Source organism: Fulvivirga lutea (genome assembly GCF_017068455.1).
GTDB lineage: Bacteria > Bacteroidota > Bacteroidia > Cytophagales > Cyclobacteriaceae > Fulvivirga > Fulvivirga lutea.
Genome location: NZ_CP070608.1, coordinates 2,123,375 through 2,144,846 on the forward strand (window position 1 = coordinate 2,123,375; position 21,472 = coordinate 2,144,846).

At 37.8% G+C, this 21,472-nt stretch carries 13 protein-coding genes; 6 read left to right on the forward strand and 7 right to left on the reverse strand.

Annotation, left to right across the window (positions count from 1 at the left end; genetic code table 11):
* Positions 1-73: 73 nt before the first annotated feature.
* Entirely contained in the window at positions 74-1,444 is a 1,371-nt protein-coding gene (locus JR347_RS09615; RefSeq protein WP_205720390.1) for a pyridoxal-phosphate dependent enzyme, read from the forward strand.
* A gap of 116 nt (positions 1,445-1,560) precedes the next feature.
* Positions 1,561-3,066, forward strand: coding sequence for a tetratricopeptide repeat protein (locus tag JR347_RS09620; protein ID WP_205720391.1), 1,506 nt, complete (start codon positions 1,561-1,563; stop codon positions 3,064-3,066).
* Here JR347_RS09620 and JR347_RS09625 read toward each other — a convergent pair.
* Together JR347_RS09625 and JR347_RS09630 are read right to left on the reverse strand one after the other, a co-directional pair.
* Complete coding sequence (locus tag JR347_RS09625) at positions 3,063-3,647, reverse strand: hypothetical protein (RefSeq protein WP_205720392.1); 585 nt, start codon at positions 3,645-3,647, stop codon at positions 3,063-3,065. The two genes, JR347_RS09620 and JR347_RS09625, sit on opposite strands and share 4 nt — an antisense overlap.
* Positions 3,647-4,099, reverse strand: coding sequence for a heme-binding domain-containing protein (locus JR347_RS09630; protein ID WP_205720393.1), 453 nt, complete (start codon positions 4,097-4,099; stop codon positions 3,647-3,649). Before JR347_RS09630 ends, JR347_RS09625 begins: the two co-directional genes overlap by 1 nt.
* A gap of 116 nt (positions 4,100-4,215) precedes the next feature.
* Here JR347_RS09630 and JR347_RS09635 point away from each other — a divergent pair, with 116 nt between their 5' ends.
* Positions 4,216-7,662: a pyruvate carboxylase gene (locus JR347_RS09635; RefSeq protein ID WP_205720394.1), complete on the forward strand. Its 3,447-nt coding sequence runs from the start codon at positions 4,216-4,218 to the stop codon at positions 7,660-7,662.
* 21 nt (positions 7,663-7,683) lie between these two features.
* Here the strand turns inward: JR347_RS09635 and JR347_RS09640 are convergent, their stop codons facing one another.
* Positions 7,684-8,850: a glycosyltransferase family 39 protein gene (locus JR347_RS09640; protein ID WP_205720395.1), complete on the reverse strand. Its 1,167-nt coding sequence runs from the start codon at positions 8,848-8,850 to the stop codon at positions 7,684-7,686.
* A 45-nt stretch (positions 8,851-8,895) separates the two neighbouring features.
* Positions 8,896-9,642: a lysophospholipid acyltransferase family protein gene (locus JR347_RS09645; RefSeq protein WP_205720396.1), complete on the reverse strand. Its 747-nt coding sequence runs from the start codon at positions 9,640-9,642 to the stop codon at positions 8,896-8,898.
* Positions 9,643-9,739: 97 nt separating this feature from the next.
* Here JR347_RS09645 and JR347_RS09650 point away from each other — a divergent pair, with 97 nt between their 5' ends.
* Positions 9,740-12,553: a CHAT domain-containing protein gene (locus tag JR347_RS09650; RefSeq protein ID WP_205720397.1), complete on the forward strand. Its 2,814-nt coding sequence runs from the start codon at positions 9,740-9,742 to the stop codon at positions 12,551-12,553.
* 103 nt (positions 12,554-12,656) lie between these two features.
* Here JR347_RS09650 and JR347_RS09655 read toward each other — a convergent pair whose 3' ends face one another.
* Complete coding sequence (locus JR347_RS09655; RefSeq protein ID WP_205720398.1) at positions 12,657-13,406, reverse strand: carboxypeptidase-like regulatory domain-containing protein; 750 nt, start codon at positions 13,404-13,406, stop codon at positions 12,657-12,659.
* Positions 13,407-13,503: 97 nt separating this feature from the next.
* Between JR347_RS09655 and JR347_RS09660 the strand changes: the two genes are divergently transcribed.
* Together JR347_RS09660 and JR347_RS09665 are read left to right on the forward strand one after the other, a co-directional pair.
* Positions 13,504-15,285 carry an OmpA family protein gene (locus JR347_RS09660; protein ID WP_205720399.1) on the forward strand — a complete coding sequence of 594 codons (1,782 nt, stop codon included), beginning with the start codon at positions 13,504-13,506 and terminating at the stop codon, positions 15,283-15,285.
* A 156-nt stretch (positions 15,286-15,441) separates the two neighbouring features.
* Entirely contained in the window at positions 15,442-15,645 is a 204-nt protein-coding gene (locus tag JR347_RS09665) for a YgaP family membrane protein (protein WP_205720400.1), read from the forward strand.
* Here JR347_RS09665 and JR347_RS09670 read toward each other — a convergent pair.
* Positions 15,642-16,094 (reverse strand): hypothetical protein, encoded by a 453-nt coding sequence (locus JR347_RS09670; protein WP_205720401.1) that lies wholly within the window; start codon positions 16,092-16,094, stop codon positions 15,642-15,644. The two genes, JR347_RS09665 and JR347_RS09670, sit on opposite strands and share 4 nt — an antisense overlap.
* Positions 16,095-16,204: 110 nt before the next feature.
* Positions 16,205-21,280, reverse strand: a complete 5,076-nt coding sequence (locus tag JR347_RS09675; protein ID WP_205720402.1) for a T9SS type A sorting domain-containing protein — start codon at positions 21,278-21,280, stop codon at positions 16,205-16,207.
* Positions 21,281-21,472 lie beyond the last annotated feature (192 nt).

Consider the following 21,472-nt stretch of genomic DNA (forward strand, 5'->3'; position numbering starts at 1 on the left):
CTTACTTTAATAATTAATCATCTACTATCAGAAGAGGTTACTACTTCTTAACTTTGCAAAAAATTATTTTCGCATGTATTACAATTCAATAATCGAAACCATTGGCAATACGCCATTAGTTAGACTTAACAGTGTTAATAAGGGAATTAAAGGCACTATACTTGTTAAGGTGGAGTATTTCAATCCTGGCCATTCAATTAAAGACAGAATGGCTGTGAAAATGATCGAATTGGCTGAAGAGCGTGGTGACCTGAAACCTGGTGGAACTATTATTGAATGTACTTCTGGTAATACAGGAATGGGGCTGGCATTGGCAGCCTGTTGCAAAGGATACAAATGTATATTCACCCTTGCCGATAAGCAGTCAAAAGAGAAAATTGATGCTTTGAGAGCGTTGGGTGCAGAAATTCACGTTTGCCCAACCAATGTTGCTCCAGATGATCCAAGGTCTTACTATTCTGTTGCAAGAAGAAAACATGAAGAAACGCCTAATTCAATTTTTGTTAACCAGTATGACAACCCGGGTAATGCAATAGCTCATTATGAAACAACTGGTCCTGAAATTTGGGAACAAACAGAAGGCAAGATTACCCATTATGCTGTTGGCGTTGGAACTGGTGGAACAGTAAGTGGAGTTAGCAAGTATCTAAAAGAGCAGAACCCTAATGTATATACTGTAGGGATAGATTCTTATGGCTCTGTATTTAAAAAATATAAGGAGACTGGAATTTTCGATGAGAATGAAATCTATTCATATCTTACTGAGGGTATTGGAGAAGATATTCTTCCTAAAAATGTTGATTTCAGTGTAATTGATGAGTTTATAAAAGTAACCGACAAAGATGGTGCTTTAATGACCAGAAGGTTGGCGAAAGAAGAAGGATTATTTGTAGGTTGGTCAGCGGGATCAGCAGTGCATGGAGCGCTGGAATATGCCAAAGAGAATTTGAAGGAGGATGATATGATGGTGATCATACTGCATGATCATGGCACTCGATATCTTGGTAAAGTATTCAATGATGACTGGATGAAGGATCACGGATTTCTTGATTCTAGTGATTTCGGTACCGCAAAGTCAATTGTAGATCAAAGAAATGGCTCTGATCAGTTGTTCACTGTAAGTAAAGACCTGACAGTTGGTGAGGCGATTAAATTACTAACCAAAGAAGGTATAGATCAAATACCAGTCGTTAATGATAATAATTTTGTGGGTAGTGTATCAACAACCAGGCTGTTGGAACAATTGATTGATAATCCAGAGATCAAATCTAATAAAGTAGAAGAAATCATGGATGAGCCAATGCCATTTGTAGCAATGGATAATACATTGGATGTTTTATCTTCCATGATAAATAAGACAAATCGTGCACTTTTAGTAAGAGATAGTGCACACAAAGTGCATATTATTACACATCACGATATCCTTCAGGCGATGAGTAATTAACATAAAATGGCTTAAAAAAATGGTTCTTCGGAACCATTTTTTTTTTAGTTAAGTACTTCTCTTTCAAAAACTTACATTGTGATATATCCATTCCCATAATTTGTAACTTTGCAGTTATGAGGAAATTGGTATTATGTTCAATCATACTTGTTGGACTACTTTCTAATTCAAGAGCTCAGAATTATGAGTTAGATAGTTTGAAACAGCAACTGTCACTTACGAATACAGATAGCATTGAAGTTCAATTATTGAATGAAATCGCCTTCAAAAACATTAATGTTAATCCAATAGTTGCTAAGGACGATGTAATTGTTGCCTATGATAAAGCAACTAAGATTCAATATAGTCAGGGTATAGCCAGGTCTTTGGCAGTAATGGGAGGTGTGTATTGGGGGTTTGGTAACTATGAGCAAGCACTGGCTCATTACCTTGATGCGCTTAAAGAATACCAAAAGTTAGATGACCTTAAAGGAAGGTCAGATTGCCTCAATAACATAGGTGAAGTATATAAAAAGTTAGGCCAATACAACAACTCACTTGACTACTTAAAGCATGCACTTACATTAAAAGAAAAATTGCATGGTGATAATGTACCTGCACTTTCATATAATAATTTAGGTGAGGTTTATACACTAATGGGTGATTTTGAGAAGGCAAAAGAGGCGTACGAAATAGCAATAGACGCTGCCAAAGAACAGAAGGATACACGTGTGCTAGCTTATGCTACTGATGGTTTTGGAGCACTCTATTTAGCTCAAAAGAATTATGAACAGGCTGTTCCGTATTTTAACAAAGCCATTGAGCTTAGAACTGAAATAAACGATTACAGAGGTTTGGCATATACTTATACTAATCTTGGTAAGTGCTTTTATAATCAATCTCAGTTAGATTCCGCATTACACTTTTATGAAAAAGGATTAACATCTTCCAAAAAGGCAAGTGCTGCTGATGTAAAGGCTAATTTATTTTATCTAATCTCTAAAGTTGATTCAGTGAAAGGTGATTATGAAGGGGCTTATTTTAATTACTATCGACATGATCAAGTGAAAGACAGTATCTATACGATTGAAAAATCAGCACAGATTGCAAGAATGCAAGCGGAGTATGAGAATGAAATACTCCGAAAAGATAATGAAACCAAAGAAGCACAAGTTAGTGAGCGTAATACACTCATAATTGCAGTTATCATGTTGTTAATACTCACTTTGGCGCTGGCTAACGCATTTTACAATCAACGAACTGTACAGAAGAAAGCTAACAAATCTTTAAGTCAGAAAAACGAGCAAATAGAAAAACAAAATCAGGAAATTCAGACTCAGGCTATTAAGTTGCGAGACTTAAACGATAACCTCGAAAACCTTAATCAAAACCTGGAAGAGAAAATTAGAAGTAGAACCAAGGAACTAGAAAAAACCAATAAGGAGTTGGCAGAATATGCATTTATTCATGCTCATGAACTAAGGGCGCCAGTCGCCAATATTTTAGGACTGGTTCAGTTGCTCAGGCATGCGGAAATGGATGCTAAAGACCATGATATGGTGGAGCACTTATACGCAGCTACGGAACAGCTCGATAAAGTGATTCAGGGAATAGTAAATAAAGAACAGCAGAAAGACATTTAAACAATCAGTACGCGCTGATAAGGCAATTCTTTTTCCAATCCGGGAGGAGGGCCAAAGTGCCGTTTCGAGAAGTTATCTAGTTCATCCAGTGTTTCTGCAGAAAGCAATGCAGCTACAGCTTCTAAAGTTTCTCCGCTTACCAGGTAAGGCATCTGCCCTAATACCATTTTATCTCCTTTACACTGAGCAAATATCTGATACTCATTCAGTTCACTACGATTTTTGCCGGTCACCAAGCATTCATTCATCCAATCATCCGGGTTTTCAGATTCAGAGCTCATTAATTCCATTCTTTTCAAAACATTCACATTTTGAGCGAAATAGCTTTCTAAACTCTGCATAGATTCCTTCGACATAGATTTTCTCATTCGTTCTGCACATTGCAGGCAAATAGCATATTCAAAAATCACATCGTGAGCAGAGAAACCTTGATATTTTTTCACTGCTTTTTCAATGAAGTAATCCGTTTCATCACCCAGCAAGTATTTATCACATTCTATGCAATGCTCAAACTTGCCCTTTGAATCAAATGAATGAAATTCCTGTGGTATCTCGGTATAGCCTTTATGAGGGAAATGCATCAATATTTCTCCATTACTTTTTTAGCCCAATTCATGAGAGCTTCTTTTTCCTCTACCGTTAATCTGGCTTCTCCGTGTGCTATTGTATAACTGGTTAAAGGCATTTCACCTTCTTCCACTTCTTCAATCAGCTCATCCATTTTATGCTCTTTTCTCTCCGCACTATATTCTCCCCATTTGGCAAAATTCATATGTTCCCTTCCTTCTTCAATGTGATGGCCAATCCACCAGGATAGTGGAGCTACATTGGTGTACCATGGATATTTTGTTTCATACGAATGGCAATCATAGCACGCTCGTTGCATAATGTCTTTCACTTCTGTAGGTGCATTCTCATAAACGAGTATGTCCATTTGAGGGTCACTTGCTTCAACGGATTTATCGATTCCAAAAAATTGAATAACAATTAAAATGATGGCAACAGCCGCTAAGATTTTTTTTGATGTTTTCATAGGTCTTAATTACGCAGTAAATATATAAGAAAAATTGGTTCTTGTTTTCGCACTTTTTTTGGTAAGCCAAACTTATCGACTTAACTTTTAACTTCCTTTTTTCAATACCAATAAAAATGAGTCAAAAATTAAAAGAAATAAAGAAACTTCTCGTAGCTAATCGAAGTGAAATTGCAATCAGAATTTTCAGAGCGGCTTCAGAATTAAAAATTAGAACCGTTGCCATCTATACCTTTGAAGATCGCTACTCACTGCATCGCTATAAAGCCGATGAAGCTTACCAAATTGGCGAAGATAATGATCCGTTAAAGCCCTATTTAGATATAGAAGAGATTATTACTGTGGCGAAACGCAATGGTGTCGATGCCATACATCCAGGATACGGATTTCTTTCAGAGAATGTAAAGTTTGCGCGCAGGTGCAAGGAAGAAGGAATTATTTTCGTTGGCCCCGAGCCTAAAGTGATGGAGCGATTGGGCGATAAGGTGGCTGCAAAATTAGTGGCAATAGAAGCCAATGTTCCAATTATACAAGACAGCCAGGTTGCTTTAGATAATGCTGATATTACTTTAAAAGAAGCTAAAAAAATAGGTTATCCTGTCATGTTAAAGGCTGCTGCAGGTGGTGGTGGAAGAGGTATGCGCGTTCTAAGAAGTGACGAAGAACTGAAAAAAGGATATGAGGAGGCAAGAAATGAAGCGAAAAATGCCTTTGGCGATGATACCGTTTTCCTTGAAAAATTCATTGATCAGCCAAAGCACATTGAGGTGCAAATAATGGGTGATAACTATGGTAATCTGGTTCACTTATTTGAAAGAGATTGCTCGGTACAACGAAGGTTTCAAAAAGTAGTAGAAGTAGCTCCGTGTATTTCAATAAAGAAAGAGACAAAAGAAAAGCTCTACCAATATGCGCTGGCTATTACCAAGGCTGTAAATTATAACAATGTTGGTACGGTCGAATTTCTTGTCGATCGTGACGAGAATATCTACTTCATTGAAGTAAACCCAAGAATACAGGTAGAACATACGATAACTGAAGAGGTTACGGGAATCGATATTGTACGATCTCAAATTCTCATTGCCAAAGGGTATGAGCTAGCCGATCCACGAATATTTATTAAGAGTCAGGAAGATGTTACTTGCAACGGTTATGCAATACAGTGTAGAGTTACTACGGAAAATCCTTCCGACAACTTCAAGCCAGACTATGGAACCATCATAGCCTACAGGAGCGCTAGTGGTTTTGGAATTCGTTTGGATGCTGGTAACTGCTATTCAGGGGTTACCATATCTCCGTTTTTCGACTCCTTGCTGGTGAAAGTTTCTTCATGGGGTCGAACACTCAAGGGGGCATCTGAACGATTATCAAGAGCATTAAGCGAGTTTAGAATACGAGGTGTAGAAACCAATATCGCGTTTCTTGAAAACGTAATAACTAACCCTACTTTTTACAAGGGAGAAGCAACGGTTAATTTTATAGCAGATCATCCCGAATTGTTCAAAATGCCGCGCAGGCATAATCGTGGCACAAAGCTTTTAAACTATTTGGCACATGTTGCAGTAAATGGCAATCCAGATGTAAAGCGAATTGATAAAAGTAAAGTACTTACAAATGCCAAAGTGCCCGAGTTTAATAGACTATCGCATCATCCAAAAGGCTCAAAAGATAAACTTAACGAGCTTGGAAGAGAGGGCTTTGTAAAATGGCTCAAAGAAGAAAAAGCGATACAATTTACTGATACAACTTTCCGAGATGCACATCAATCTCTTCTGGCAACACGAGTTAGAACTCTGGATATGCTGAAGGTAGCCGAAGGCTTTTCAAAATCGCACCCTAACATCTTTAGCATGGAAGTTTGGGGCGGAGCAACTTTTGATGTATGCATGCGCTTTTTAAATGAAAATCCATGGGAACGTCTTGAGCTACTTAGAAATGCGATGCCTAATGTGCTTCTGCAAATGCTCTTAAGAGGATCAAATGGAGTTGGTTACAAAGCCTATCCAGATAATCTCATTGAAAAATTTATTGAGAAGTCTTGGGAAACAGGAATTGATGTTTTCAGAATATTCGACTCGCTTAACTGGGTGGAGGCTATGAAAGTGAGCATTAAGACTGTGCGGGAAAGAACTGAAGCATTAGCTGAGGCGTGCATTTGCTACACCGGAGATTTATATAAACCAGATGCTAAATATGATCTTCAATATTATTTGGATTTAGCACGCCAATTGGAGGATGAAGGCGCCCACATTATTGCCATTAAAGATATGGCTGGGCTGTTAAAACCTGCAAGTGCTACTCTTTTAATTACAGAATTGAAAAAGGCTATTGATTTGCCTATTCATTTACACACCCATGATACGGCTGGCATTCAGTGTTTAACGTATCAAAAGGCCATAGAAGCTGGTGTAGATGTAGTAGATGTTTCTCTGAGCTCAATGTCCGGGCTCACATCCCAGCCGAACTTTAATTCGCTTCTGGCATCATTGCAAGGTCATGAGCGCGAAAATATTTTTGATATCAAATCACTTAACAAATATTCTAACTATTGGGAAACGGTTAGAGAGTGGTACTATCCGTTTGAGTCTGGGCTGAAAGCCAGCACGGCAGAAGTATATGAACATGAAATTCCGGGGGGTCAATACTCTAACTTGAGACCACAAGCAAGAGCATTAGGGCTGGAAGATAAATTTGATAAGATCAAGGAAAATTATGCGGCAGTAAATAAGTTGTTTGGCGATTTGGTGAAAGTGACACCTTCCTCTAAAGTAGTGGGAGATATGGCGCTTTACTTAACTTCCAATGATCTGACCACCCAGGATGTTTTGGAGCGAGGTAACACTTTGTCGTTTCCAGAATCTGTAGTGAGTTTATTTAAGGGTGAGCTAGGTCAGCCCTATAAAGGATTTCCCAAAGAGTTGCAGAAGATAATACTGAAGGGCGAAAAACCGTTTACTGATAGGCCAAACGCTCATCTAGAGCCGGTAGACTTTAAGAAGGAATTTACTGAGTTCCAAAAGAAGTTTGATGAATACTGTGATGAGTTGGACTTCTTATCCTACAAATTGTATCCAAAGGTTTTTGAAGAATTTTATGCCAGATGGCAGGAGTATGGTGAGCTTTGGCGCTTACCGACCAGGGCATTCTTCTATGGGCTTAAAAATAATGAAGAGATATTTGTTGAGATTGGAAAGGGCAAGGCAATCATTATCAAAAAACTATATGCTTCCAAGCCTGATGAAGATGGAATGTGCAATGTTTATTTTGAAATGAATGGACAAGCGCGTGTAATTCAGGTAAAAGACACCAACTTTAAATCGACTAAAGTCACGAATGTTAAAGTCACGACTGATAAGCATGTTGGTGCACCATTGCAAGGTAGGTTAGCCGAAGTAAAAGTGAAAGCTGGTGATAAGGTAAAGGAAAATCAACCTTTGTTTGTGATTGAGGCTATGAAAATGGAAACGAGTATTAGTGCTCCTGCTAATGGCAAAGTGGCAAGAGTTTACCTGCAAGCTGGTGATATGGTTGAGCAAGATGATTTAGTGATTGAAATGGAATAGAAAGTTCTAATTACTTTTCTTTCAACCGACAGAGTTCCATTTCCTTATTAGCGTATTATGAATACCTAATGCACTTAAGATAGCTAGGGCAGGATACAGAGGCACGAAAAAACGTGCATCCCAATCTACCCATGTACCTGAAACTATTAACGAGTGAATCAAGGCGTAAACGAATAGGGCTGATAAGAATGTGCTGTTTATCAGTTTACGCCTAATGGCAATTGCTGTAAAGTAGTAACTCGGCCAAATCATAACTATTGACGCCACAATGTGTCCCCATGACCAGTAGGGTCTTACATGCGAGATAAATACAAGAAATTTGGCCGCTACCAACTTCACCCAAAAAAAGAAATTGTTGAAAATGAACGAGGTCATATTATATAGCAATGGACCTTCCTCATCAGGAATGTATAAATCGGCAGGTGGTTCAATGATTAACATCTGACTAAAAGGGTTTGAAGGAATTTGATGCATGGCGAATATGATATCACCTTTACTGTAAATCAACATTACCCTGTGCATCGTTAACATCTCATTAGCCAAGAATAGTACAAGACAGAAAGCCAACACCGAGCCGACAAGTTTAAATGCTCTATAACTAGGATTTGAGTAAAAGGTGATTGCTATCGGAGTTATTAACGCCAGTATTAATGCCGGAGAGGTTGGCTTGGCAAAAAAGCATAGAACAAGAATAACTAGTAGAGTTATGAGGTTCTTTGTGCTCTTATTTTCAATATATTTTATAATAAAATATAAGCTTATGCATAGTAGCGAACTGTAGATTGATTCTGTGAGAATGTACGAGTGCCAAAATAGATTATCAGGATAAAAGATGAAAAGCAGGCATGCAATCATTGCCACCACATTATGTCCAGTCAATTTTTTTGTAGCCTGGTGTAATGCAAAAATTGCTACAAGCCCCAACAGATACTGGCTAACTACAATGGGAACAAGACTTTCTGTAAAAAATTGATGTACATAAACGAATACTACATAAGTAAAATACCAAATATTGAGCGGGTCTATGTAAAAGCCAGAATTTAGGTTTTGTGCATACCCAATGTATCTGGGAGAGTCATTAACTACCTTAACACCATATTTACTATGTAGATAGGCACCCACAGCAATGTAAACAACTGCTAGAAATGCCAGTGTATTTAACTGGCTGAGCTTAAACTTTAACGCCATTAAATTGATAAATAAGTTGTGGCTGGTATAGAATAAAAGTTTTGACTAATGATCATTTGAATATTGCACCAACAGTGATTCCATTGCTTTAAATGTGTGATCTTTTAAATCATTTACCTCATTCATGGTGTATCCATCTACTGGAATGGCTTCTCCAAAAACCACCTTTATTTTGCCAGGTTTAACCTTCATTGTTCCAGGAGGCATCAACTTGCCTGCACCAATTACAACCATTGGCATAATGGGAGTACCTGTTTCAATAGCTGTTCTAAAAGCACCACTATAAAATGGTTGCAAAAGTTGGTCTGTTCTATTTTGAGTACCCTCAGGGAAGATTAATATAGAAACTCCTTTTTTAATAATGTCTTTTAGTTTTTGTAGACTGGCCTTTCTGCTTTCCTGGCTAGATCTGTCTACCACCACGGTTACTACTCTCACGATCAAACCAAAAACAGGTATTTTTAAAAGCTCTTTTTTTGCCAAAGGCCTAAACTGATTGGGTATGGCAAGTGCTATGCCGGGCGCATCGAGAAATGATGTATGATTGCACGTGTAAATGTAGGATGCTTTAGGGTTCACATTCTTTTTACCTATGATTTTATAGGGTATGAAGTTTAGAATGCTAAAAATCCTCGACCATATTTTCAAACCGTAAAAGGTACCCATTCCAACACGCACATGAATAAGTATAGGAAGTACTATCAGTGGTAAAAGAATTAGCATGAAGGTGGTGAAGACTATCAGCACCCAAATCATGTATAATTTTAAAAATATGGTTTTTATGATGTTCATGAATCGGCCAAATTACGAAATGATGGTTAATAATGATTTCTAGGCTGGTATTTTTTGGTGAGAATACTTCTGAATAACTTCGTACAAATTCATTTCTATGAAACTACAACTAACTGCCGTCATACTATTGCTCATTGTATCTACTGCTAATGCGCAACTGGGTAAATTTTTAAAGGAAAAGGCAAAGTCTGTTACAGAATCCGGGGTAATACAGGAAAAGATAAAAGACCTGGCCAGTGAGAAACTAGCCGATGCCCGTGCTGAAGTAGATTCTACATCTTTCAGCTTTGCCATATCAGTAAGTGATAACTCAGACTTAATTAATGCTGATACTGGTAAGGATAAAGCTATAAAACTGATAAGCACCTTTAAAAGCAATGAAGATGACTCTGAGCAAGTAAAAGCGCGGAAGCTTAAAGATGCCGGTGAGCTGGCGTATGCCAAAGGCTATTATCAAAAGGCTGAATATTTATTGCTTTCAGCCAAAACAAGCTATGAAGAAAGTTCAACAGATGATATCAATTACTATACTACCATATCAAACTTAGGCCTCCTTTACAGTACCATGGGTAGGTTCACTAAAGCATTCGAATTTACAAATCAGGCCCTTGAGTTAAGGAAAGAGAACTTAGGAGAGTCAAGTCTGGCCTATGGAGTATCGCTTAATAACTTGGCTGTTTTGCAGAACGAAACCGGTAGTTATAATGAATCAGAATCAAATATCACGAAAGCCATTTCAGTAATAGAATCTACTTCTGGTAAGGAAAGTATGCAAACGGCCATCGCTCTGAATAATAAAGCAATGCTATATCAATCGGTAGGAAGGTTTGAAGACGCATCTGAGTTAATGAAGCAAGTGATTACCATTTCTGCTGACATACAAAGTGAAAATTCAAATAACCATCAAAAGTTTTTATCGAATCAGGCACTTTTATATACTGAGATTGGAGATTATCAAAAGGCTATTTCTATTTACAAAGAGCTTATTAGGATCAAGGAACGCAAGTTTGGAACAAAGCACCCAGATTATGCACATATGCTCAATAACTTAGCGTCAGTCTATCTGCTTACTGGCGAAGAAGGGGAGGTGGAGTCTTTGCTAAAAAGGGCAATTGATATTTATGAAGACAAGTTTTCAAAAGAACATAAACTATATGCTTCAGCAATTAGCGATTTAGGAAACTATTATCGCTATGCTGGACGATTTGAAGAGGCTAAAAAATTACTAGATGAGGCGTTAAGTATCAATAAAGATGTATTAGGCGAGGATCATCCCGATTATGCAAAGAGTCTCGAAGATTTGGCCGTTGTGGAGTGGAAGCTAGGTAATTACAACGAGGCATCTGACCTCTTTGATAATACGCTGGGTAAAACTTTGACCTTTATCAATAGTTACTTTCCACCTATGAGCGAATCTGAAAAAACGAAGTATTGGGACCAGTTGAGACCGCGATTTGAAGCATACTATTCCTTTGTATTTGATCCTAAAAACTCACTAAATGAGTTAGAGATTAACGCCTATAATTATCACATCGCCACTAAAGGGCTTTTGCTGAGTTCAACCAATAAAATCAAAAACAAGATTTTAAATAGTGGCGATGATGAGCTGATAGAGCGATATAAGTTGTGGCTCGATCAAAAAGAAATGCTAGCGCAGTATTATTCTTATTCAAAGGAAGAGCTAGCAGAGCAGAAAATTAATAGGGACTCATTAGAAATTGCAGCCAACAGAACTGAAAAGCAACTCTCTCAAGAATCTAAATTATTTCAAGAAGGATATTCGCTATCTGAAACAAAATGGAATGATGTGCAGGCCAAACTCGCATCAAATGAATGTGCAGTGGAAGTAATTCGATACAGGTATTTTGGGAGATACCTTGGTGAGGAGATAAGATATGCAGCTATTGTTTTTGGGAAAGAAGGTGGGATACTAACCACCGTTTTCGAGAATGGAGCGCACTTGGAAGGCAGATACTTCAAATATTATAATAACGCTATTCATCAAAAATTAGATGACGGTTACTCTTACGATCAATATTGGAAACCCATTCATTCACTCACGGCAGGCAAAAAAGTTGTTTATTTTTCTGCTGATGGAATATTTAACCAGATCAACCTAAACGGCTTAAAGTCCGATCAAGGTTATGTTATAGATAGTTATGAAATCCACTATGTTGGAAATACAAAATTTATAGGGACACAATCCGGGCAAAAATCGTTAAAAACTGCATTTGTTTTAGGAAATCCAAGTTTTGGAAGCGACCAACTAAACCCTCTTCCCGGTACTGCGAAAGAAGTTAGTATTTTGAGTACGAAGTTAAAAGCCGCTGGTGTAAGTACTAAGACCTATGTGCAGGATGAAGCCACTGAAAATGCTGTGAAGAATGTTAAAGAGCCAGGATTGCTGCATATAGCAACGCATGGATATTTTCTTCAAGACCTTGATAACAGCGGTAATAAAGTATTTGGGGTAAATGTTGAAAGTGCTCGCAACAACCCGCTTCTGAGGTCTGGTTTATTATTATCTGGTGCGGGCAACGTGTTAACCAATGCAGCTCCTATGGAAGGTAGCAATAATGGAGTGCTCACGGCTTATGAAGCCATTAACCTTAATTTAAATGGTACCAATTTAGTGGTTCTCAGTGCTTGCGAAACAGCGGTTGGTGATGTTAAGGCTGGCGAAGGTGTATATGGTTTGCAGCGTGCCTTTTTAGGAGCCGGAGCTCAATCGCTACTTATGAGTTTGTGGAAGGTAGATGATGCTGCCACACAGGAACTAATGACAAATTTTTATACTAATTGGTTGAAATCAGGGAATAAAAGGTCTGCTTTTAATCAGGCTCAAAAGACATTAAAACAGAAATATCCACATCCATATTACTGGAGCTCTTTTGTTTTGGTAGATAATTAAGCCTTTTGGTATTGACAAAGAGCTAAGAAGCTTGCAATTTTACTCTTATTAAAAATTAATTATTCACTCTTTGCTTGCAGCCCTGGCGGTCTCCGTCAGGGTTTTATTTTTCAGGTTGATTTTTAAAATCAGTTAGACATTGGTGGATAACCACTGTGATTTCATATTCAGTAGCCTTTTCAATGAACCCACGGTCAATAACACAGAACTCCATGAAATCCTCTATTTTGTCGTCAGGTAGGCCCGTGATTTCCTTCACCACTTGCTCGTTGTATTTAGCTTCCAATTGCTGGAATTGATGTGTATTTTTCTCGGCCTGTGCCAGAAGTTTGCGTTCCTTGTTTTCTTTACTGAATACTCCAGCAATAGCTGTTAAAGGACTGGTAAAGGCAGAATTTTTCCATTCTTTTCTAGGGCCATAATAAAATCCGGGAAGCTCTATACCTTTTTTCTCATCTTCCATGGGTACTTCCGCATCCAAAATAGCTCGCTTCAGCGCATATTCATCTTTATAGGCAAAGACCTTCACAGACTCGAGTTCTAACGTAGCTTGACTAAGCGCTATGGTTACCAGCATCTTATCAGTAGTAACCCTTTCATTAATTACAAACTGATATGTCTCAAAACCTATAGCAGAAAACAGCAGGGTATCTCCCGGGTTAATACGGATCCAAAACCTTCCTTCCGTATTACTAGCTACTCCTTCTTGGGTGTGTTTGTTAATTATGTGCACGTAAGGCACTGCATCTTTAGTTTCAGCATCAATTATTTCTCCTACCAACTCAATTTTAGATTGCTGGCTGAAGGCTATCGAAGGAATCACTAAAATGAGTAGAAATAAGAAAATCCTCATCAACAAGTTCATACGTGTTTGCAATGATAAGGATACATAAGAATATTTGACTTCAGCTTCTTGTTTTTTATATCTTTACTTAACTAAAACCAACTCTATGAAATTATCTCTAACAGTTTTATTGTCTTTTATTTTTGTTATTCTTTATGGGCAGGAATATAGCCAACGCTATGAGTTGGTGAATTTAGGCAGGAAGGTCAATACTGCATATCACGAAGGTGCACCTGTAATTTCTGCTGATGGTAAAGTGCTTTACTTTTTCGTACATAACCACCCTGAGAATACGTATGGCAAAGAAGGGAGTCAGGATATATGGTATTCAGAGATGGGTGAAGACGGACATTGGGGTGAAGCCAAGCATATGGGCAAGCCTTTGAATGAACACCAGGCCAATCAGGTTTTTACCGTTATGCCGGATAACGAGACACTTTTTATAAGAGGAGGAGGTTCAAAAAATAGAGAAGGGTTTTCATTTACACATAAAGAAGGTACATCGTGGAGCAAGCCGGAAGATATTGATGTAGACGATTTTAAAAATATGCACAAAGGTAAATTCTATGGCGCTACAATGTCTACTGATGCCAAATTTATGATACTATATTTTAGTGAGCGGGAGAATAGTGAATTCAATGATCTGTATCTAAGCAAAAACCTTGGGGATAACAAATGGTCGAGGCCAGTAAAATTAGGATCGAATTTAAATACCAATAGAGATGAATTTGCACCATTTTTAGCACCCGATGATAAAACCATGTATTTCTCCAGTACTCGTAAAGATATGGGAATTGGTTACTCCGATATTTACAAAACAGTTCGTTTAGACGATACCTGGATGAACTGGTCTGATCCGGTAAATGTGGGCAGGCCTTTAAATACCAGAGCTTATGATGCTTACCTGTCTGTAGATAATCACAATAATGTTTTTACCACCCAATCAGGAAATACTATTGATGGCGGTAATCTGGATATTTTTTCGTTAAAGCTCAAGGATATTCACATTAGCCTGAAAGGTCTGACCCTTGATGAGAAAACAAGACAGGGAATCCCTGATGCGCATATGACCATTGTTCGTAATGATGAAATTATTGATACGCTCATATCGTCTGTAGAGGCTACTTATTCGGTGGTACTTTTAGAAGGCAATGGAGATTTTGCTATAAATGTATCTGCCGATGGATATCACCCTGGACTAACAGAGTTTACTCTTGGGGAGATTACCCATGATACTACAGTGATAAAAGACATTATGCTGCAACCTATTAAAAAGAAAGTGCTGTTAAGCGGCATTGCCTATGATGAAAAAACAGGTGATCCATTAGTTGCTGCTTTAGAGTTTAATTTACCTGATGCTGACAGGACCAGAAAGATAAAGACCAACGAGGCGGGTTACTACGAGATTGAACTTCCTAAAACTGGTTTATATCGCATGGTGGCAAAAGCTGAGGGTTATTTAAATGCGAATGATAGTTTGGAGCATCTTGATGAAGAGAATATAGCCTATACAAAAGACCTATATTTAAAACCCATTGAAATTGGAACGACCGTACGACTAAATAATATATTCTTTGATTTTGATAAGACTACACTCAAATCTGAATCATTTGTTGAGCTTGATAAAGTTGTAGAATTCCTTCAGGAAAATAGGTCACTTGAAATTGAAATTGCAGGGCATACTGACAGTAAAGGTTCAGATGAATACAACCTGAATTTATCACAAGGTAGGGCTCAGGCTGTGGTAGACTATATTATTTCTAATGGAATTGAAGATTATCGGCTGGTCGCAAAAGGTTATGGTGAAACTGTGCCTTTAGAAAGTAATGATACAGATGAAGGTAGGGCATTTAACAGAAGGGTTGAGTTTACGGTATTAAAAAAGTGATGAAAATCATTTATCTGGTTGATTTCCAATTGGTAATCAGTTAGTTATTAGAATCTATTTTTGAACTATGAAAGTCTTGAAATTGATTGTTGTATGCATTCTTTGTATTTCAATTATTGCAGGCTTGGTATTACTTTTCAACTAATATATTAAACTATGAAACCTAATATGGGAAAAGCAGATCGGATAATTCGAATTATTATTGCTCTGCTAATCGGCTATCTTTATTATACAGGTGTATTAAGCGGTACAGTAGCTATAATTCTTGGTATTCTAGCAGTCATTTTTGTAGCAACAAGCTTTATCAGTTTTTGCCCGCTTTACTTACCTTTTGGCTTGTCTACAAGAAAGAAAGGTTAGTCGATTATTACATCGAATATTGAGAAGCCTGGCTTAATTCTTCGTGCTTCATCACGGTTGAAGAAGTTCAGTCTATTTACTTTGAGTGTATTTTGGCAGCATCTGCTATCACTGCTAAAAGTGTAGTCTATTGCTACGCTATCAATGAGCATGTTGTCGTAAGTAAAAAGTACTGTATCCGGGCTTTCAAACTCCATATTCATTGGACTTAAATTGGCTACGTAGAAGGTGTCTTCTTCTACTACCTCCCGGTCGATAGTATAGCTATTATTATTTAAATCGATAATAGTAAGAAGGGTAGGGTCGTCCAGAATTTCTTCACGATTGGAATCAACAAAACGAAATCTTGCCGATAAGTCATTGGAACATTCGTCACAACTTTCACAGCCCGAAAAAGCAGAAGCACAACCAAATAGAACAAACAGCTTAAAAAGTAAATTTTGCTTCATCTAAACTAACGTCACTTATTGTGACAAACGAATTTAAGAAAGAAATTCTGATTATATAAAAAAAGAGGTGCAGGTTAACCAACACCTCTTTTTACTTTAGTGTCTTATGATTATCTAATCAAAGCAATTCTAATGGTTCCTAATATCTCATTATCATTTTTAATGGTTAAAATATAGGTACCGGCATCATAAATATAAGTAGGTATTTCCAATAACCTACTTTGGTTAATGGCTTCACCTCGGAAATTATCCTCAAAAACTTTTTCACCAGTGGTTGAAGTAATGTTCACATTTACTTGTCCTTTAAATTGAATAGCATCCGTAAATTCTATTTTAATGGTTTCAACCGCAGGGTTAGGATATACATTTACTTTTCTTACTAATTCATCTAATAGACCAGTCGTTGAAACAATTCTAACTGAAATCTTCCCTTCATCTACTAAGGCTTCCAAATTATAGTCGTTGTTCTTACTTGCTTCAATGACAATGTCAACATCGGTTTCATTATCCATAGGGTAGCCCGGATATTGAATGTTTATTCTATAGTCTGCTACAGGAAGATTCTCAAAGAAAAACTCTCCATTTTCATTGGTAAAAACATAATCGACCAAATCGTAAACGGTTTCTTCACCTTTTCCGGTTTCTCTCGCTCTCCTCATTGTAACCCCGGCACCGCTTACTCTTCCTCGGGCATTAATTCTACCTCCCGGGTCATTGCCTTGATCCAACTCTTCTTCAACAAAACCTGCAACCTGTCCCGGGCCTGTTTCTTCCCTTGGTTCTTCAATTAATCTGATATTGAAAGTTGGATTAGTTGCCTCAATTAATAAGGTATCGGCTTCTTCCCATAAGTCTGTAGCCTCAAAATAGGTAGGCAATTGTCCAGGAAACGATGTTCTGTTTGGTTTACCCAATGCCAGGTAATCGCCAATTACAATGTTGCCAAAGGTGAAATTACCTTGATTATTGAGTGTAGTAGCCAGCGTGTCGAAAGCAGTTGCCTCCTGGTTAATCTCAAAGAGTAATACTTCACCATTCGTAACAGGATCGCCTGTAGAGGTTACTATTTGTCCACTTGCAGTGGTAGTTTCGGCTACGAATGAAATATTTTGCGGCACGCCTCTTACACCATTTGCATCTCTAGGCCATATCATCATATTTACAGTGGCGCCTGGTGTAATTTCTCCCAGCTTTGGTCTGAATAATACTTCTACAGGGTTTCCGGGCTGCAACCTTCTAACAGTTCCCCTTTGTTTCAATTCACCATTTTCACCCAACCTGTAGTTTAGGAATGTGATATTAGATGCCACTTCATTTTTAGCATTTACGTTTATTCGTATTCTGCCAATATCGTTTAACGCGAATATATGTGGGATAGGTGCAAGACCTGAAAGCACATAAGGATCTGCGCCTGAAAATGCTCCAGCATTAGCTGTAGTTTGAAAGTCGTTATCTATGGACAATGTACCACTGTTGTTTTCAAAATTGGCAGTGGCAAAATCATCAATAGTGCCAGATTCTGAAGCAACCAAAGTCGCCTCATTTACATTAATAATATTGTTGGTTAGTGTTATATTCTCTAAGCTATCCGTAAGCAGACCAATAGTGTTTCTATTGAAGACTACATTTTCCATCACATTGCGGGAAGCTGTAGCCCTAGTTACAATGGTAGTTACAGTGTCGATAATGTTATTTGAAAATTCTAAATTTTGATAAGAACGGCTAGTGTTCAAAGTAAACACCGGAACAAACAAAATCTTTTCTATGAAGTTTTTGCTAATTATATGATCTCTGTTATCATCAATGATAGATAATTGCTCAATTCTATTATGCGACAGAGTGACATTGGTTAGGGTATCATTAATGTAGGAGAGGTTATTATTTAAAAACAAAGAACTTAAGTCTAAACCGCTTACAACACTTCCTTCAGCACCTTTTTTAAACAAAAGTTGATTTACATAAGCTGTATCTATGGATGCCTGAGTTTCGGGATTATTTCCTAAAAAGTACCCAGGCCCATAAATAACCCTAGTTCTTTCAATTAATTTGCCACCAACATTATAAGGAATCTGTGAACCCATAACATATAAAGTGTCATTTGAACTTGTTCCATAAACTGCGGCATATAAAGATTTAAAATCGGCAACAGAACCTGGACTATTATCAACTGTCCATGCTTTTGGTGCTACTGAAGACGATACATTATAAAATGGTGTTGTTAATGTAAGGTCAGGTGCTGCGGAGTTTGTAACATAAGCAAAATAGCCACCTAAGTCATTATTTGTGGCACCTGTGATTTGGTAGTTAGCCTGTGTATCGTTTAATGCTAATGTATCCTGCTGGTTTCTTACCCACGTAAATTGGTTGCCAGATGTAGTGTATGAATTAATCAAAAGCAAATCACCACCTTCATCCACTTCTAAATATTCATCTGGACTTCTTCTATTTTGAGGAATATATCTAAAATCTGCTATGCCAAGATTTGGTATTATAGAATTGAAGTCTAATTGATTGTTATTTACTTCAAAGTAGCCAACTGGTAAACTTGAAATATCAGGAAAAGAAGTGAACTGGTTACCTGCAATGGAGCCGGCCTGAAGGTTTGTGAGGCTATTTATGGCAGGAAAATCCCCAGTTAAAGTGTTACCAAACAACCATAGCCCTGTTAAGTTAACCAGATCATTTATTTCAGGGTTTATCGTCCCTGTAAAGCGATGACCACCAACATCTAATACGAGTAAATTAGTAAGGCTATAAAATTCTGTTGGAAATGGACCACCAATAGGAACTGTTCCAGAAATTCCAAGAACTTGTAGCTGTGTTAACGAAGATAAATTTGTTGGAAGCGTAACAGATAATTCTGGGTTGTAATCTACTTGAATGAACCTGATAAGAGGTAATTGCCATATTTCATCAGGTAAATTACCAGATAATTGATTATTGCGTAAATTAACTTCTTGCAAAGAAATAGCATTTCCAATTTCTGCTGGGATTGCTCCTGTAAGCTGATTGCCCTCAATTACCAAAGTATTTAATGAGGTTAGGTTTCCAATTGTTGATGGGATACTCCCTGTAAGATTCATTCCGTTGTCTTCATCATCCCATAGGTTGATAAATTGAAGATTAGTGTTATTAAATAATTCTGGTGGAAGATTGCCGGTAAAATTATTACCACCTAAGTCAATAACTGTTAAATCCAATAGCCCAACAGCTGGAGAAATTGTACCAGCAATGCTATTACCACAACAAAACTGAATGCTATTCAGAGTTGAGATATTCCAAAAAGAGGCTGGTAATGTTCCACCAACGCTATTACCTAAGAAATCAATATTTTCCAGTGCCGATAATGCACCAATGGATGCCGAAATACTTCCTGTTAAATTGTTGTTACTTAAAAATAAATCAGTAACCCTTCCGCCATTGACACCAACGCCAAACCACGTGTTTACATTACCCACCAGCCAATTGGTATTGTCCAACCAATCAGGCCCATTGGTAGTATTATACAGCTCTACCAAGGCCAGTGAGTCACTTTCCAATGTAGTTCCATCTAACAAGAAAATTGGGTTAGATGCCCGAGCACAACCCCCTGAACCAGCCACCTCTACGTAGTAAGATCCATTGGTTAAGAATACGTTTCCAATCACCAATTCACTTCTCGTAGAATCTGTAATTGGCAATCCGTCTTTAAACCACTGATAAGTGTATACGCCTCCTCCAGGATCAAAGGCCGTTAACGTTTCACCTGGATTCAATAACTCATCTTCTGCTGTTACATTAACAAGAGGTATCGGTCTATTAGGTACCCAATCAGTTATTATAATATTGGCACCCGTATTTTTATTTAAACTTGCAAAAATTAAGTTTTCAGGAACACCAGTAAGATAATCACTACTGTAACCAAACTTATTTTCATAGGATAAATTGTTGGCAGGGTTTGCATCTATTGAACCATCTGCTGCACCATAACCAAAAACATGATGTCCGAAGGTTGGAGGAAATCCTAAATCACCCACAGGACTATAATTTAATGATTCTGTAAACAGTTGCACTCCTGCGTAGTACACGTTTGAAGAAGCTCCATAGTTAATAGTGGTTGCAAATTCAATTCCAGCACCTACTCCGGCATCAACTCCTCCTAGTGATGCTGCCCAGATATAATTTCCATTAATATCTAATGCACCCACTAAAGCCTGTGACCCAAGCCCTGCATCATTAATTACATTACCGATAATATTAATTGACTCGTTAAAGTTGCCTACAAATCCAATATTCCCAGATGCATCGAAATCTACGTCAAGAATGTTACCGAAACTTGCAGTCGAGCCATTATCAAATCCTCTCACCCAAATTGATGCACCTGTGGCCGGATTTAATTTTGCCAGGTAAGCATTAGTTGTCGCATTATTAGCAGCCGTATGTGTAGCGGCTCCAAATGCAATAGTACCTGTAAAATGTCCACCTACAACAATCTCATTACTAGGAGCAACATCTACCACCCAGGATCTTCCACGCCCATTACTCCCTGTTGACTGAACAGCCCATAATTCGCTACCGGATGCTCCGTCCAAAGCCATTACAAATGTTTCTGACCTTCCAACAGTAGTATTTAAACTTGAAGCGCCAATGACCATAGGTCCTGAAAAAGCTCCAGATACTATTAGTCTACCGTTACCATCTTCCACTGCGGAATACGGATTTACTTGGGCTCCAAATGGCAGATTCGAAGAAGTTACATCAACCTGATAAGCGTTAGACCAGGAAGGCGTACCATCAGTCCCTGAGAAAGATTCTACTTTCAACTCGTGAACTGTACCGTTAGATTCGATAGAAGTGGCAGCAATAAATACATTGTCCGCTGTGGCTGTTAACGCTGGGTTTGTGGTGAAAAAGGAGGTGCCAGTTATCTGTCTAGACCATATTAAATTACCAGATAAATCATGAGCCATTAGTATGAGACCTCTGGCATCAAAACCGAAATCATCCTGGAAATAATCAATACCACCAATGTTCACAGAGCCTTGAAATTCCGCAAGGGAAAATACTTGTGTTCCATTGGTATTAACTTCCCAAATGGTTAGATTTTCATCTTCAAGAATAGTTATGTCACCGGAACAACTTTGAGCATAAGAATTTTGTGCAAACGATACAGTTATTGCACATAAAAGAAGTAAAACTTTTTTCATAGTACAGGTTGAATTTATATAGCTTTTTATAGACCAATAGTCCGATCCTACTGTTGGTTAATAGGAAGTTCTGATTTTTGGTAGGTTAGTACGAAAGTAGCAAAAAAGTAGGAAGAAATCTAAGAAATTAGTCTTCCCTTTTTACATGTGTATACCAATCATGTTCCAATTCCAGATATCCATATTCGTAAC

Excerpts from the sequence above, each read along its gene's own strand:
- JR347_RS09615 (WP_205720390.1), top strand. The coding sequence starts at position 74 with ATGTATTACAATTCAATAATCGAAACCATTGGCAATACGCCATTAGTT.
- JR347_RS09620 (WP_205720391.1), top strand. The coding sequence starts at position 1,561 with ATGAGGAAATTGGTATTATGTTCAATCATACTTGTTGGACTACTTTCT.
- JR347_RS09625 (WP_205720392.1), bottom strand. The coding sequence starts at position 3,647 with ATGCATTTCCCTCATAAAGGCTATACCGAGATACCACAGGAATTTCAT.
- JR347_RS09630 (WP_205720393.1), bottom strand. The coding sequence starts at position 4,099 with ATGAAAACATCAAAAAAAATCTTAGCGGCTGTTGCCATCATTTTAATT.
- JR347_RS09635 (WP_205720394.1), top strand. The coding sequence starts at position 4,216 with ATGAGTCAAAAATTAAAAGAAATAAAGAAACTTCTCGTAGCTAATCGA.
- JR347_RS09640 (WP_205720395.1), bottom strand. The coding sequence starts at position 8,850 with ATGGCGTTAAAGTTTAAGCTCAGCCAGTTAAATACACTGGCATTTCTA.
- JR347_RS09645 (WP_205720396.1), bottom strand. The coding sequence starts at position 9,642 with ATGAACATCATAAAAACCATATTTTTAAAATTATACATGATTTGGGTG.
- JR347_RS09650 (WP_205720397.1), top strand. The coding sequence starts at position 9,740 with ATGAAACTACAACTAACTGCCGTCATACTATTGCTCATTGTATCTACT.
- JR347_RS09655 (WP_205720398.1), bottom strand. The coding sequence starts at position 13,406 with ATGAGGATTTTCTTATTTCTACTCATTTTAGTGATTCCTTCGATAGCC.
- JR347_RS09660 (WP_205720399.1), top strand. The coding sequence starts at position 13,504 with ATGAAATTATCTCTAACAGTTTTATTGTCTTTTATTTTTGTTATTCTT.
- JR347_RS09665 (WP_205720400.1), top strand. The coding sequence starts at position 15,442 with ATGAAACCTAATATGGGAAAAGCAGATCGGATAATTCGAATTATTATT.
- JR347_RS09670 (WP_205720401.1), bottom strand. The coding sequence starts at position 16,094 with ATGAAGCAAAATTTACTTTTTAAGCTGTTTGTTCTATTTGGTTGTGCT.
- JR347_RS09675 (WP_205720402.1), bottom strand. The coding sequence starts at position 21,280 with ATGAAAAAAGTTTTACTTCTTTTATGTGCAATAACTGTATCGTTTGCA.